The organism is Streptomyces sp. NPDC107562 (genome assembly GCF_055657325.1).
On record NZ_JBVKBE010000003.1, the window covers coordinates 253,450 to 267,944 of the forward strand.

Annotated in this window: 11 protein-coding genes; 10 read left to right on the forward strand and 1 reads right to left on the reverse strand. The window is 69.0% G+C overall.

Annotated features, from left to right (window positions below; genetic code table 11):
* The first annotated feature begins 410 nt into the window (after positions 1-410).
* From ngcE to ACZ7LV_RS11440, 10 genes are all read left to right on the forward strand, one after another.
* On the forward strand, positions 411-1,856 hold the full coding sequence (ngcE, locus tag ACZ7LV_RS11395) for an N-acetylglucosamine/diacetylchitobiose ABC transporter substrate-binding protein (protein ID WP_471938137.1): 1,446 nt from the start codon (positions 411-413) through the stop codon (positions 1,854-1,856).
* A 111-nt stretch (positions 1,857-1,967) separates the two neighbouring features.
* Positions 1,968-2,897, forward strand: a complete 930-nt coding sequence (locus ACZ7LV_RS11400) for a carbohydrate ABC transporter permease (protein ID WP_471938139.1) — start codon at positions 1,968-1,970, stop codon at positions 2,895-2,897.
* Positions 2,898-2,910: 13 nt separating this feature from the next.
* Positions 2,911-3,834, forward strand: coding sequence for a carbohydrate ABC transporter permease (locus tag ACZ7LV_RS11405; RefSeq protein WP_471938141.1), 924 nt, complete (start codon positions 2,911-2,913; stop codon positions 3,832-3,834).
* A gap of 192 nt (positions 3,835-4,026) precedes the next feature.
* Entirely contained in the window at positions 4,027-5,238 is a 1,212-nt protein-coding gene (locus tag ACZ7LV_RS11410) for an ROK family transcriptional regulator (protein WP_471938143.1), read from the forward strand.
* Between the two features lie 132 nt (positions 5,239-5,370).
* Positions 5,371-6,474, forward strand: coding sequence for a sugar ABC transporter substrate-binding protein (locus tag ACZ7LV_RS11415; RefSeq protein ID WP_471939180.1), 1,104 nt, complete (start codon positions 5,371-5,373; stop codon positions 6,472-6,474).
* Between the two features lie 183 nt (positions 6,475-6,657).
* The gene (locus ACZ7LV_RS11420) at positions 6,658-7,449 is read left to right on the forward strand and encodes an ATP-binding cassette domain-containing protein (RefSeq protein WP_471938145.1); all 792 of its coding nucleotides are present in this window, start codon (positions 6,658-6,660) and stop codon (positions 7,447-7,449) included.
* Entirely contained in the window at positions 7,446-8,741 is a 1,296-nt protein-coding gene (locus ACZ7LV_RS11425; protein WP_401678834.1) for a sugar ABC transporter permease, read from the forward strand. Before ACZ7LV_RS11420 ends, ACZ7LV_RS11425 begins: the two co-directional genes overlap by 4 nt.
* A 183-nt stretch (positions 8,742-8,924) precedes the next feature.
* The gene (dxs, locus tag ACZ7LV_RS11430; protein ID WP_401678837.1) at positions 8,925-10,847 is read left to right on the forward strand and encodes a 1-deoxy-D-xylulose-5-phosphate synthase; all 1,923 of its coding nucleotides are present in this window, start codon (positions 8,925-8,927) and stop codon (positions 10,845-10,847) included.
* Between the two features lie 152 nt (positions 10,848-10,999).
* Positions 11,000-12,523, forward strand: coding sequence for an amino acid permease (locus ACZ7LV_RS11435; protein ID WP_471938148.1), 1,524 nt, complete (start codon positions 11,000-11,002; stop codon positions 12,521-12,523).
* Between the two features lie 74 nt (positions 12,524-12,597).
* Complete coding sequence (locus ACZ7LV_RS11440) at positions 12,598-14,070, forward strand: ArnT family glycosyltransferase (protein WP_471938150.1); 1,473 nt, start codon at positions 12,598-12,600, stop codon at positions 14,068-14,070.
* A gap of 47 nt (positions 14,071-14,117) precedes the next feature.
* Here the strand turns inward: ACZ7LV_RS11440 and ACZ7LV_RS11445 are convergent, their stop codons facing one another.
* Complete coding sequence (locus ACZ7LV_RS11445; protein ID WP_471938152.1) at positions 14,118-14,483, reverse strand: NTP pyrophosphohydrolase; 366 nt, start codon at positions 14,481-14,483, stop codon at positions 14,118-14,120.
* Positions 14,484-14,495: the final 12 nt, after the last annotated feature.

The window sequence follows — 14,495 nt, forward strand, 5'->3', positions numbered from 1 at the left end:
CAAGGGCGGCCGTTGTCCCGACCGCCGTACTCCATCTGTGCCGAACTCTGTGGCGCATCCGCCAACCCACTCCCTGCGCGCTGTGGACAACGTTGTCAAATTCTGTGCGCAAGGACCAGTAGTGGCCCAAGTTGTCGATGCTGTCAAGGGTGTTGGCTGAGTCGTTCGCGGCGGCATGTCCTGAATTTTTCAGTCAAGGAACCCGCTGGGGACTCATATTTCCGCGAGGTCTCAACTCGGAAAAGACCGGCGGCGAACCTTGCATTCGATCTTGCTCCGCTGGCGGGAAGTGGACTATACCTGTCGGCGATTCACACGCGCATCCCGCACGACCCTGCTTGACCCGATCGCGGTGCCGGGGAGGATCCGGTTCACCGCCTGAGTCCTGTTCAGAAGGCGAGGACTTGAGCATGGGATCCCCATCCGCAGAGAACTCCGGCGCCGAAGGCGTCGGCCGCCGCTCACTGATCAAACGGTCCGCCGCGCTCGGCCTGGTCTCCGTACCCACGATGAGCTTCCTGTCCGCGTGCGCCAGTGGCGGCGGGGACGAGGAATCGTCCGGTGACTCCCAGGGCAAGACGTCGAAGGACAACCCCTTCGGCGTGAAGGAGGGCAGCAAGCTCGACGTCGTCATCTTCAAGGGCGGATATGGCGACGACTACGCCAAGGCGTGGGAGGCCGCGTTCCAGAAGAAATGGAGCGTCACCTCCACGCACACCGGCACCCAGGAGATCACCGGCAAGCTCCAGCCCCGCTTCAACGCGGGCAACCCGCCGGACATCGTGGACAACTCCGGTGCCCAGAAGATCAAGATCGATGTGCTGTACAAGAACGGCCAGTTGCTCGATCTCGCCGAGGTGCTGGACGCGCCGAGCGTGGACGACCCCGCGAAAAAGGTCCGCGACACCGTCATTCCCGGCACGCTGGACCCGGGTCTGCAGGGCGGCAAGGTCGTCGCGCTGAACTACATCTACACGGTGTGGGGCCTTTGGTACTCCGGCAAGCTCTTCAAGGAGAAGGGCTGGGAGGAGCCGAAGACCTGGGACGACTTCCTCGCCATCTGCAAGGACGCCAAGTCCCAGAACATCGGCGGTCTCGCCCACCAGGGCAAGTACCCGTACTACATCAATGTCGCCATCATGGACCTGATCGCCAAGAAGGGCGGTCTGGACGCCATGAAGGCGATCGACAACCTGGACCCGAAGGCGTTCGTCGGCTCCGACGCGGCGCAGGCCGCCGTCGAGGCCGTCTACGACGTCGTCGAAAAGGGCTATCTGATGCCCGGCACCAACGGGTTGACCCACACCGAGTCGCAGACCCGGTGGAACCAGTACAAGGCCGCCTTCATCACCAGCGGTTCCTGGCTGGAGAACGAGCAGCTCAAGCAGACGCCCCCCGACTTCGACATGAAGTTCCTGCCCATGCCGGTGCTGCCGGACAGCGTCATGCCGTTCGAGGCGATCCGCGCGGGCTCCGGTGAGCCGTTCATCATCCCGGCCAAGGCGAAGAATCTGCCGGCGGCCAAGGAGTTCATGCGGATGATGCTGTCCAGGGAGTGGTCGACGCTGTTCGCCAAGGAGGCGAACTCGCTGACCATCCTTCAGGACGGCGTCGATCCCAGCGTCCAGCTGCGGCCCGGTACGCAGTCCACGGTCGAGGCGTCCAAGGCCGCCGGCGACAACACCTTCCGCTTCCTGTACACCGAGTGGTACAGCGAGATGGACACCGCGATCCAGAACGCGTCCAACGAGCTCATGGCGCGGCGAATTCAGCCCAAGGAGTGGCTGAAGCGGGCGCAGGCCGCGGTCGACAAGGCGGCGGAGGATCCCGCGTCCAAGAACAACCGTCGGGAATAGTTCTCCGGGGAGTGCCGTAGGGGTGCGGGGGACCGCGCGGGGACGGGCCGTCTCCGGCTTGTCGCGCGGTTTCCCGCGCCTCTTTGGATCGGGACAGCAGGGGCAGGTTTCATGCGTAAAGGGCAGTACCGGTTCGTCGCGGGGTTTCTCCTGGTTCCCGTGGTGCTTTATCTGACGTTCGTGATCTGGCCGTACATCCAGACGTTCGGGTACTCCCTGACCGACTGGAAGGGCCAGTCGCAGACCTTCGACTTCGTCGGTCTCGACAACTACAAGGCGTTGTTCCAGGACGACATCTTCATGGGTGCCATCTGGCACAACATCCTGTTCCTGGTCTTCATCCCGGTGATCACCATTCTGCTCGCGCTGTTCTTCGCCTTCATGCTGAACGCGGGCGGGCGCAGCCGGGCCGGCGGGGTCGCGGGCGTGGCCGGATCCAGGTTCTACAAGGTGGTGTACTTCTTCCCGCAGGTGCTCTCGCTGGCGATTCTCGCGGTGCTGTTCGGCGCCGTGTACCGCAGTGACAGCGGCGGCATGCTCAACGGCTTCCTGGTGAAGCTGGGCCTGGTCGACGCGAACAATCCCGTCGAGTGGCTCAACGAACCCGATTTCGTGCTCTGGGCGCTGATCCTCGTCGTGGTCTGGCACGGGGTCGGCTTCTACCTGGTGCTGTTCTCCGCCGCGATGCAGTCCATCCCGCGGGACATCTACGAGGCCGCTCTGATCGACGGTGCCGGGCGGTCCCAGTCGTTCTTCCGCATCACCCTGCCGCTGCTGTGGGACTCCGTGCAGACCGCGTGGGTCTACCTCGGTATCGCGGCGATGGACATGTTCATCCTGGTGTCCACCATGACCTCGGGCGAGTTCGGCGGCGGACCGGACCACGCCAGCGAGGTCATGTCGACGGTGATGATGCGCAACTTCCTCTACTACGGGAAGAGCGGTTACGCCTGCGCCATGGGCGTCGTCATGCTGCTTCTCACCCTGATCCTGTCCGTGGTCATGCTGCGCGCCACCCGCCGCGAGCGCGTCGAGTTCTGAGCGGGAGACGACGATGAGCGCACCCATCAAGGAGAACGCCCCCACCCGCGCCGAGGAGCCCGCCTCCCGGCCCCCCGGCCGGTCCGGCGAGCGACGCGGCGAGGGTGTGACGCTGAACGCGTTCTCGCACGGGTTCCTCGCCCTCTGGGCCCTGATGATCGTCCTGCCGCTGCTGTGGCTGATCCTCAGCTCCTTCAAGACCGACTCGCAGATCGCGGGCTCGGCCTTCGGCTGGCCGCAGAACTGGTCCCTCGACGTGTTCACGCGCGCGTGGGAGAAGGGCATCGGCGACTACTTCCTCAACACGGTCGTCGTGCTCGTCTTCTCGGTGCCGCTGACCATGCTGTTCGGCTCCATGGCGGCGTACGTGCTGGCGCGCTACCGGTTCTGGGGCAACCGGCTGCTGTACTACTTCTTCGTCGCCGGCGCGATGTTCCCGGTGTTCCTGGCCCTGGTCCCGCTGTTCTTCATGGTGAAGCGGCTGGACATGCTGAACACGTACCAGGGGCTGATCCTGGTCTACGTCGCCTACTCGATGCCGTTCACGGTGTTCTTCATGCACGCCTTCTTCCGGACCCTGCCGACGGCGGTCTTCGAGGCGGCGATCCTGGACGGGGCCTCGCACACCCGGACGTTCTTCCAGGTCATGCTGCCGATGGCCAAGCCGGGTCTGATCAGCGTCGGGATCTTCAACACGCTCGGGCAGTGGAACCAGTTCATCCTGCCCACGGTCCTCATGCAGCCGCAGAGCGGTGACGATCCGGAACGCTACGTGCTGACCCAGGGGCTGATCCAGCTCCAGCAGCAGCAGGGCTACGCCTCCGACCTGCCCGTGCTGTTCGCGGGCGTGACCATCGCGATGATCCCGATGCTGGTCGTGTACCTGTCCTTCCAGCGTCAGGTACAGGCGGGCCTGACTTCGGCAACCCTGAAGTAACGGGAGTAGCGCTTCGTAACCGCGCGCACGCACACCGCTTCCCGCCCAGGAAGGGGTGTGCGTGGCGTGTGCCGGGCCCCTCGAAACTGTTCAACCTCTTGACGGGAGGCAACCCGAACGGCTCAGCTTAGAGTTCACTAGTTGGACATAGACGGGGCCTCATCGAAGCGGTCCCGCGCGCAGGAGGTCGTCGTGGAGACTCCGGGGTCGCAGTCGTCGCTGCACCGAGCCAACCTCGAGCGGGTGGTCCGCGCCGTACGGCTGGCCGGATCCCTCACCCAGGCGGAGATCGCGAGGACGACCGGACTGAGCGCGGCGACGGTCTCCAACATCGTCCGCGAACTCAAGGACGGCGGCACGGTCGAGGTCACGCCCACGTCGGCGGGCGGCCGCCGGGCCCGCAGCGTCTCGCTCAGCGGCGACGCCGGCATCGTCATCGGCGTCGACTTCGGCCACACCCATCTGCGCGTCGCGGTCGGGAACCTCGCCCACCAGGTCCTGGCCGAGGAGTCCGAGCCGCTGGACGTGGACGCCTCCGCCGCCCAGGGCTTCGACCGGGCCGAAGAGCTGATAAACCGGCTGATCGCGGCGACCGGGGTGGACCGCTCCAAGATCGCCGGGGTGGGCCTCGGCGTGCCCGGCCCGATCGACGTGGAGTCCGGGACGCTGGGCTCGACCTCCATCCTGCCCGGCTGGACCGGCGCACGGCCCGCCGAGGAGCTGCGGGGGCGGCTCGGCGTACCGGTGCACGTGGACAACGACGCCAACCTGGGCGCCCTCGGCGAGCTGGTCTGGGGCGGCGGCAAGGGCGTGCGCGACCTGGCCTACATCAAGGTGGCCAGCGGGGTCGGCTCGGGTCTGGTGATCGACGGGAAGATCTACCGGGGGCCGGGCGGCACCGCCGGTGAGATCGGACACATCACGCTCGACGAATCGGGCCCCGTCTGCCGCTGTGGGAACCGGGGCTGCCTGGAGACCTTCGCCGCCGCCCGCTACGTGCTCCCGCTCCTGCAGTCCAGTCACGGCAGCGACCTGACGATGGAGGGCGTGGTGCGCCTCGCGCGGGACGGAGACCCGGGGTGCCGCCGGGTGATCGCCGACGTCGGCCGCCACATCGGCAGTGGGGTGGCCAACCTGTGCAACCTGCTGAATCCCAGCAGGGTGGTCCTGGGCGGCGATCTCGCCGAGGCCGGGGAGCTGGTCCTCGGGCCCATAAGGGAGTCCGTGGGCCGCTACGCGATCCCCAGTGCCGCACGCCAACTGTCGGTGCTTCCGGGGGCACTTGGCGGGCGTGCGGAGGTGCTCGGGGCGCTCGCCCTCGCGCTCAGCGAGATGGGTGATTCGACCCTTTTGGATGGCAGCGTCGGCGGCTCTCTTCCGGCCGTTGCACCTGCCTTCACTTAGAGAACGGATGGCACCGTTGCCAACCCGTTAAGGATTTACTTCTTGACGTCGCACGTGTGGCCGAGTTGACTTCCAGCCACCTCGGCCGCAACGACGCGGCCTCGTCAGGGAGGTTATGAAGTGAACACGCGTATGCGTCGTGCCGCCGTTGCCATTGCCGCGGGTGCGATGGCCGTCTCGCTTGCTGCCTGTGGCAGCGCTGAGGAAGCGGGCGGCGACAAGGACGCCAGCGGCTCCGCCGCCAAGGGCGACAACATCAAGGTCGGCCTGCTCCTTCCGGAGAACAAGACCGCGCGTTACGAGAAGTTCGACCGTCCGCTGATCGAGAAGAAGATCAAGGAGCTGACGGACAACAAGGCGGAGATCCAGTACAACAACGCCCGCCAGGACGCCAACCTCCAGGCCCAGCAGGTCGACACGATGATCACCAACAAGGTGGACGTGCTGATCCTGGACGCCGTGGACGCCAAGGCGATCAAGAACTCCGTGCAGAAGGCCGCCGACGCCGGCATCAAGGTCGTCGCCTACGACCGCCTCGCCGAGGGCCCGATCAGCGCCTACACCTCGTTCGACAACGAGGAGGTCGGCCGGACCCAGGGTGAGGCCCTGCTCCAGGCCCTGGGCGCCAAGGCCAAGAACAGCCAGATCGTCATGATGAACGGTTCGGTCACCGACCCGAACGCCGCCATGTTCAAGAAGGGCGCGCACTCCGTCCTCGACGGCAAGGTGAAGATCGGCAAGGAGTACGACACCAAGGAGTGGTCGCCGGACAACGCCAACGCCAACATGGAGGCGGCGATCACGGCGCTCGGCAAGGGCAAGATCGCCGGTGTCTACTCCGCCAACGACGGCATGGCCGGTGGCATCATCACCGCCCTGAAGGCCGCGGGCATCGCCGACATCCCGGTCACCGGCCAGGACGCCGAGCTCGCCGCCGTGCAGCGCATCATCATGGACCAGCAGTTCATGAGCGTCTACAAGTCCTACCCGCAGGAGGCCGAGGTCGCCGCCGAGATGGCGGTCGCCCTGGCCAAGGGTGAGGACCTGGGCGCCATCGCCAAGGACAAGGTCTCCAGCGACAGCGCCAAGGACGTCCCGTCGGTCCTGGTCCCGGTGATCTCCCTGACCAAGGAGAACATCAACGACACCGTGATCAAGGACGGCATCTACACCGCCGACGAGATCTGCGCCGGCAACTACAAGTCCGCCTGCGACAAGCTCGGCATCGGCGGCTGACACGGTCCTCGTCCCACTCGCGTAAGGGAGCCCCGCAGCGGGCTCCCGTACGGGACGGCCGTACCCAAGGCTCCGCCGGCGCCCCTGGTCACACACAGCCCCGCAAGCTCGTCCCGGGGCGCCGGACGGAACATCCCCCCAGTCTTTCTGCACAACCTCCCGCCGGGTCAGGCGGCGAAGGAGATGGTTCACGTGTCCGCTACGCCCGTGCTGGCGTTGCGCGGGGTCTCCAAGCGTTTCGGTGCCGTCCAGGCGCTCACCGACGTAGAGCTTGAGGTCCACGCCGGTGAGGTGGTCGCCCTTGTCGGCGACAACGGCGCCGGAAAGTCCACGCTGGTCAAGACGATCGCCGGCGTGCACCCCATCGATGAGGGTGTCATCGAATGGGACGGCAAGGCCGTTTCGATCAACAGGCCGCACGACGCCCAGGCCCTGGGCATCGCGACCGTCTACCAGGACCTCGCGCTGTGCGACAACATCGACGTCGTCGGCAACCTCTTCCTCGGCCGTGAGCTGAAGAAGTGGGGCGTCCTCGACGAGGTCGAGATGGAGCGCCGCGCGCGCGAGCTCCTCACGACGCTCTCGATCCGCATTCCCAGCGTCCGCATCCCGATCGCCTCGCTCTCCGGCGGTCAGCGCCAGACGGTGGCCATCGCGCGCTCGATGCTCGGCGCGCCCAAGCTCGTCATCCTCGACGAGCCGACCGCCGCGCTCGGCGTCGAGCAGACCGCCCAGGTCCTCGACCTGGTCGAGCGGCTGCGGGAGCGCGGCCACGCCGTGATCCTGATCAGCCACAACATGGCCGACGTCAAGGCCGTCGCCGACAAGGTGGCGGTACTGCGCCTCGGCCGCAACAACGGCGTCTTCGAGGTCAAGACGACCTCGCAGGAGGAGATCATCTCCGCCATCACGGGCGCCACCGACAACGCCGTGACCCGCCGTGCGGCGCGCACGACCGGGGAGGTTTCCCAGTGAGCATCGACAAGACCTCCACGTCGGCGGCGGACGAGAGCGCCGTCGAGAACCCCGAGGCGGCCGCCGCCGCGGTGACCGCGGTCGACCCCCGGCTGCTCGTGCGCGAGCAGGGCCTGGCCGGCTACCTCGGCGAGTTCAAGCGCAAGCTGAAGGCGGGTGAGCTGGGCTCCCTCCCGGTCATCGTCGGCCTGATCATCATCTGCGTCGTCTTCCAGAGCCTGAACTCCGCGTTCCTGTCCGCGCAGAACATCAACGACATCACCGTCACGATGGTCGGCACCGGCATGATCTCGGTCGGCATCGTCTTCGTGCTGCTGCTCGGCGAGATCGACCTGTCGGTCGGCTCGGTCAGCGGTGCCTCCAGCGCGATCGCGGCCGTCCTCGCGGTGAACCAGGGCTGGCCCGAGTGGGCGGCCGTGCTGTTCGCCGTCGCCGCGGGTGCCGCCATCGGCGCGCTGCACGGCTTCTTCTTCGCGGTGCTCGGCGCCCCGGCCTTCGCCGTGACGCTGGCCGGTCTGCTCTTCTGGCTCGGCTTCATGCTCCAGACGCTGGGCGAGAACGGCACGATCAACCTCGACAGCGACGGCTTCATCGGCAAGCTGACGACGTACTTCTTCACGGACGTCGCCGCCGCGTACGGCCTGGCGGCGGTGGTGACCGCGGTCTTCCTGGTCACCTCCTTCCTCGGCAACCGGCGCCGTGAGGCCGCGGGCGTCCCGTCCCGGCCGCTCAGCGACACCCTGATGCGCACGGGCCTGCTCGCGGTGGTCTCCTTCGCCGCGGCGTTCATGTACAACCAGTACAAGGGCCTGCCGCTGGCGACCGTGATCTTCCTGGTCTTCCTGGTCGGCACGGACTTCGTCCTGCGCCGCACCTCCTACGGCCGGAAGGTCTTCGCCCTCGGTGGCAGCGTCGAGGCCTCGCGACGTGCCGGCATCAACGTCACCGCGGTCCGGATCTCGGTGTTCGCGATCTCCGGCGGCTTCGCCGCGATCGGCGGTCTCTTCCTGGCCTCGAAGATCGCCTCCGCCAACCAGAGCGCCGGCACCGGTGACCTGCTGATGAACGCGATCGCCGCGGCGGTCATCGGTGGCACCAGCCTCTTCGGTGGCCGTGGCCGCACCTGGAACGCGCTGCTCGGTGTGCTGGTGATCGTCTCCATCCAGTACGGCCTCCAGCTGGAGTCCATCGCCGAGCCGGTGAAGTACATGATCACGGCCGGTGTGCTGCTGACCACGGTGGTCATCGACTCGATCACCCGCAAGACGCAGAAGACGGCCGGCCGCGCCTAGCCACACGCCGCAACGGACAGTGCCCGGCACCGACGAGGTGCCGGGCACCGTCATGTCGTCGAAGCGGCTCTCGCCGGGTGGAGCCGAACGCGTGAGGTACGACCCACCGCCCTGGCGTCGGGCGCCCGGGCGGAACATTAGACTCGACGAGCCCGGCAACAGCTCTACTGCAAGGAGGCACGGGTGCCGCTGCTGACCCGCATCACGGGACCGCGCGATCTGGACCGGCTCAGCCTGGAGGAGCTGACCCAGCTGGCCGAGGAGATCCGGACCTTCCTTGTCGAGGCCGTCTCCAAGACCGGCGGCCACCTCGGACCCAACCTCGGCGTGGTCGAGCTGACCCTCGCCCTGCACCGGGTGTTCGACTCGCCGAAGGACAAGGTGCTCTGGGACACCGGCCACCAGGCCTACGTCCACAAGCTGCTGACCGGGCGGCAGGACTTCTCCCGGCTGAAGATGAAGGGCGGCCTGTCCGGCTACCCCTCGCAGGCCGAGTCCGAGCACGACGTCATCGAGAACAGCCACGCCTCCACGGTCCTCGGCTGGGCCGACGGCCTGGCCAAGGCCAACCAGCTGCGCAAACGCGACGACCACGTGGTCGCCGTGATCGGTGACGGGGCGCTCACCGGCGGCATGGCCTGGGAGGCGCTGAACAACATCGCCGACGCCAAGGACCGCCCCCTGGTCATCGTCGTCAACGACAACGAGCGCTCCTACGCCCCGACCATCGGCGGCCTCGCCAACCACCTCGCGACGCTGCGCACCACGGACGGCTACGAGCGGTTCCTGGCCCGCACCAAGGAGGTCCTGGAGCGCACCCCGGTCGTCGGCCGCCCGCTCTACGACACCCTGCACGGCGCCAAGAAGGGCCTGAAGGACTTCATCGCGCCGCAGGGCATGTTCGAGGACCTGGGCCTCAAGTACGTCGGCCCGATCGACGGCCACGACATCGAGGCCCTGGAGTCCGCCCTGGCCCGCGCGAAGCGCTTCGGCGGCCCGGTGATCGTGCACTGCCTCACCGAGAAGGGCCGCGGCTACCAGCCCGCCCTCCAGGACGAGGCCGACCGCTTCCACGCCGTCGGCAAGATCCACCCCGACACGGGCCTGCCCATCGCCTCCTCGGGCGCCGACTGGACCTCCGTCTTCGGCGACGAGATGGTCAAGCTCGGCCAGGAGCGCGAGGACATCGTCGCCATCACCGCGGCGATGCTCCAGCCGGTCGGCCTCGACCGGTTCGCGAAGGTCTTCCCGGACCGGGTCTACGACGTCGGCATCGCCGAGCAGCACGGCGCCGTCTCCGCGGCCGGCCTCGCCACCGGCGGGGTGCACCCCGTCTTCGCCGTGTACGCCACCTTCCTCAACCGCGCCTTCGACCAGGTCCTCATGGACGTCGCCCTGCACAAGTGCGGGGTGACCTTCGTGCTGGACCGGGCCGGCGTCACCGGCACCGACGGCGCCTCCCACAACGGCATGTGGGACATGTCGATCCTCCAGGTCGTCCCGGGCCTGCGGCTCGCCGCCCCGCGCGACGCCGAGCAGGTGCGCGCCCAGCTGCGCGAGGCCGTCGACGTCGACGACGCCCCGACGGTGGTGCGCTTCTCCAAGGGCGCCGTCGGCCCCGCCGTCCCCGCGGTGGGCCGGGTCGGCGGCATGGACGTGCTGCGCGAGCCCGGCACGACCACGCCGGACGTGCTCCTGGTCTCGGTCGGCGCGCTCGCGCCGATGTGCCTGGAGATCGCCTCGCTCCTCGACAAGCAGGGCATCTCCACCACCGTCGTCGACCCGCGCTGGGTCAAGCCCGTCGACGAGGCCATGGCCCCGCTCGCCGAGCGCCACCGGGTGGTCGTCACCGTCGAGGACAACTCCCGCGTCGGCGGCGTCGGCTCGACCGTCGCCCAGGCGCTGCGGGACGCGGGCGTCGACGTACCGCTGCGCGACTTCGGCATCCCGCCGCGCTTCCTCGACCACGCCTCGCGCGCCGAGGTCATGGCCGAGATCGGGCTGACCGCCCCGGACATCGCCCGGCAGGTCACGGGCCTGGTCTCGCGGCTCGACGGGCGCTACGAGCGGGCGGCCGCCGACGAGATCGAGGCCGCGCGCGACTGACCCGCGCGTCCCCGCGTCCCCCTGAATGGGCCGGTTCCACCACCGCGAAGAGTGGTGGGACCGGCCTCTTCGCGTGAATTCGGCGGCCTCGGGGCATACGGACTACGCCCCCTCTCGATCATGTCGAGGACGGCAAGCGTGGGAGGTACGCCGTGAGCAGCACCCTCTTCCGGACGAAGAAGGTCGAGCAGTCCATCCTCGACACCGAGGAGCCCGAGCACGCGCTCAAGAAATCCCTGTCCGCCCTGGACCTGACGGTCTTCGGCGTCGGTGTGATCATCGGCACCGGCATCTTCGTCCTCACCGGAGCGGTCGCGAAGAACAACGCCGGACCGGCCGTCGCGCTGTCCTTCGTGGTGGCCGGCGTCGTCTGCGCCCTCGCCGCGCTCTGCTACGCCGAGTTCGCCTCCACCGTCCCGGTGGCCGGCTCCGCTTACACGTTCTCGTACGCCTCCCTGGGCGAGCTGCCCGCCTGGATCATCGGCTGGGACCTCGTCCTGGAGTTCGCCCTCGGCACGGCGGTGGTGGCCGTCGGCTGGTCGGGGTACATCGCCTCGCTGCTGGAGAACGCGGGCTGGCAACTGCCGGAGGCGCTCGGCACCCGGGAGGGCGCCGACGGCTTCGGCTTCGACATCCTCGCCGCCGCCCTGGTGCTCGTGCTCACCGCCATCCTCGTGGTCGGCATGAAGCTCTCCGCGCGGGTCACCTCGGTGGTCGTCGCCATCAAGGTGGCCGTCGTCCTGGTCGTGATCATCGCGGGCGCCTTCTTCATCACCAGCAGCAACTACGACCCGTTCATCCCCGACCCGCAGCCCGTCCCGGCCGGGCACAGCCTGGACGCGCCACTCATCCAGGTGATGTTCGGCTGGGCACCGGCCAACTTCGGCGTGCTGGGCATCTTCACCGCCGCCTCCGTCGTCTTCTTCGCCTTCATCGGGTTCGACATCGTGGCCACCGCCGCCGAGGAGACCAAGAACCCGCAGCGCGACATGCCCCGCGGCATCCTCGGCTCGCTCCTCATCTGCACCACCCTGTACGTCGCGGTGTCGATCGTCGTCACCGGCATGCAGCACTACAGCGAACTGTCCGTGGACGCGCCGCTCGCCGACGCGTTCAAGGCCACCGGGCACCCCTGGTTCGCCGGGTTCATCAGCTTCGGCGCCGCCGTCGGCCTGACCACCGTCTGCATGATCCTGCTGCTCGGCCAGACCCGTGTCTTCTTCGCGATGAGCCGCGACGGTCTGCTGCCGCGCTTCTTCTCCCGCGTCCACCCGCGCTTCAGGACGCCGCACCGGCCGACCATCCTGCTCGGCGTGCTGATCGCGGTCCTCGCGGGCTTCACGCCCCTGCAGGAGCTGGCGGCGCTGGTGAACATCGGCACCCTGTTCGCCTTCGTGATCGTCGCCATCAGCGTGATCATCCTGCGCAGGACCCGCCCCGACCTGCCCCGTTCCTTCCGCACCCCCTGGGTCCCGGTGCTCCCGATCGTGTCCGTCCTGGCCTCGCTGTGGCTGATGCTGAACCTGCCCACCGAGACCTGGATCCGGTTCGCCGTCTGGATGGCGATCGGCATCGTCGTCTACTTCCTGTACGGCCGTTCCCACAGCCGTCTCGGCCGCCACGAGGAGACCACGGTCGAGGAAGTCAAGCACCCCCCGCACGGCGACACGGCGTGAGCGTCCCGCTCGAAGCGTCCGGCCTCGTATGTCCCGCTTAGTCGGGAGATGCGGGGCCGGATAGCGTACGGCCCATGCGCGTCGAGCCCCTCGCCCCACCACGCTCCGTAGTCGAACGAGGGGCGGCGCACGGTTACTGGACCGGGCTGCTGCCCCTGCTGGCCGCCCTGGCCTGCCTCACCCGGGTGCCCTCCTTCACCCGCCCGCTGTGGAACCCCGACGAGGGCTTTCTCGCCGTACAGGCACGCCTGCTGGCACACGGCGGGGAGCTGTACGAGACGGTCGTGGACCGCAAACCGCCGCTGGTGCCGTGGCTGTACGAGGGGGCCTTCGCCCTCGTCGGCTCGCAGTCGCTCGCCCCGGTCCGGATCCTGGCGGTGCTCGCGCAACTGCTCACCGCCGTCCTGCTCGCCTCGCTCGCACGACGGCGCTGGGGCGATCGCGCGGGCCGCACCGCCGGGGTGCTGTACCTGCTGGTGTCCGTCGGGCTCAACCCGCAGGACGCGCAGGCCGCCGGCTTCGAGGTGTTCATGCTGCCCTGCACCGCCGCCGCCATGTGGTGCGCGGACCGAGGCCGCTGGGGTGCCGCGGGCGCGGCCGTCGCCGCCGCCTTCCTCACCAAGCAGACCGGGGCGGCCGTGCTGCTGCCGGTGATCTGGCTGTACGTCCGCACGGGCGGGGGAGCGCGGGGCCCTCTGGCACGGCTGGTCGCGGGGGCCGTCCTGCCGGTGCTGGGCGCGGCCCTGGCCACCGACCCGGCCGGCTTCCTGTTCTGGACGGTGACCGGGTCGGCGGCGTACGCCTCCTTCACCGGCTCCGAACTGCACGTGCTGACCCGCGGCCTGGCCAACACCGCGCTCTGTGCGCTCGGCTGCGCGGGTCTGCTGCCGCCGGTGGCACGGGCCCTGCGGGTGCTCCGCGCCGAGGCCGCGGACCTGTGGCTGTGGCTGGCCGCGTCGGCGGGGGCGGTGCTGGCCGGGTTCCACTTCTTCGGCCACTACTACCTGCAACTCCTGCCGCCGCTGGCCCTGCTGGCCACCGCCGCCCTGCGGGTCCTGCCCCGCGACCGCGCGGTGAGCGCCGTCGTCACCTCGGCCCTGTGCTGCGGTCTCTTCCTCGCCTGGGGCCTGTTCGCGCCCCGGACCGAACTCGCCCACGTCCAGCGTCTGGCGGAGGCCACGGCACGCCGCACCGAGCCCGGGGACCGCGTCCTCGTCTGGGGCATGCACCCCGAGACGTACTGGCTGGCCGACCGCGCCCCCGCCAGCCGCTTCCTGACGGCCGGTCTCCTCACCAACTACAGCGGCGGCCGCAACGGCCCCCGGGTCGGCGAGAAGTACGGCGTCGAGGGCGCCTGGCCGGCCTTCTGGGCCGAACTGGCCGCCCATGCCCCCGCCCTCGTCGTGGACGACTCCCGGGGCAAGCCCTACGCCCCGCAGCGGGTGCCGAGCCTGCGCAAGGTGCTGGTGGCGGAATACAAGGAGGTCGGGGAGGTGGACGGAGCGGTGCTGTACGCGCGGGTTTCGAGGGGTGCGGGGACCCCGTGAGCCACCGGTACGGGGAGGCCGTCGGGGGAGCGCCCGAAGGCGCGGCACTAGCGGTTCACCGACCGTGGTCCCGCCACGCGCGCGCCGAGTTCCATGACCCGGCGGCGGAGTTCACGGTCGGCCGTGACGACCAGGCACGGACGGTCGCCGGCCTCGCCGGCCAGCTCGACCATGCGGTCGTCGCCGCTGCCGGGTGCCGCGTCCACGCGCACGCCCGGCACGGACTCCACCCCGCGGGCCGCGCCCTCCACCACCAGGACGATCTCCACCGGCTCGGCGTGCCCCGGCAGTCCGTCCGCCGCCAGCCGGTCGCGCAGGCGCTCGGCCGCGCCGCGCCGGTCGCGCCACCAGCCGTCGGGTACCGAACCGACCACGTTCGCCGCGTCGACGATCACCAGGAGCGGGGCAGTCATGTCCGCAAGGGT

Coding starts and splice junctions, on each gene's coding strand:
- ngcE (WP_471938137.1), top strand. CDS start 411: ATGGGATCCCCATCCGCAGAGAACTCCGGCGCCGAAGGCGTCGGCCGC.
- ACZ7LV_RS11440 (WP_471938150.1), top strand. CDS start 12,598: ATGCGCGTCGAGCCCCTCGCCCCACCACGCTCCGTAGTCGAACGAGGG.
- ACZ7LV_RS11415 (WP_471939180.1), top strand. CDS start 5,371: ATGCGTCGTGCCGCCGTTGCCATTGCCGCGGGTGCGATGGCCGTCTCG.
- ACZ7LV_RS11405 (WP_471938141.1), top strand. CDS start 2,911: ATGAGCGCACCCATCAAGGAGAACGCCCCCACCCGCGCCGAGGAGCCC.
- ACZ7LV_RS11445 (WP_471938152.1), bottom strand. CDS start 14,483: ATGACTGCCCCGCTCCTGGTGATCGTCGACGCGGCGAACGTGGTCGGT.
- ACZ7LV_RS11400 (WP_471938139.1), top strand. CDS start 1,968: ATGCGTAAAGGGCAGTACCGGTTCGTCGCGGGGTTTCTCCTGGTTCCC.
- ACZ7LV_RS11420 (WP_471938145.1), top strand. CDS start 6,658: ATGGTTCACGTGTCCGCTACGCCCGTGCTGGCGTTGCGCGGGGTCTCC.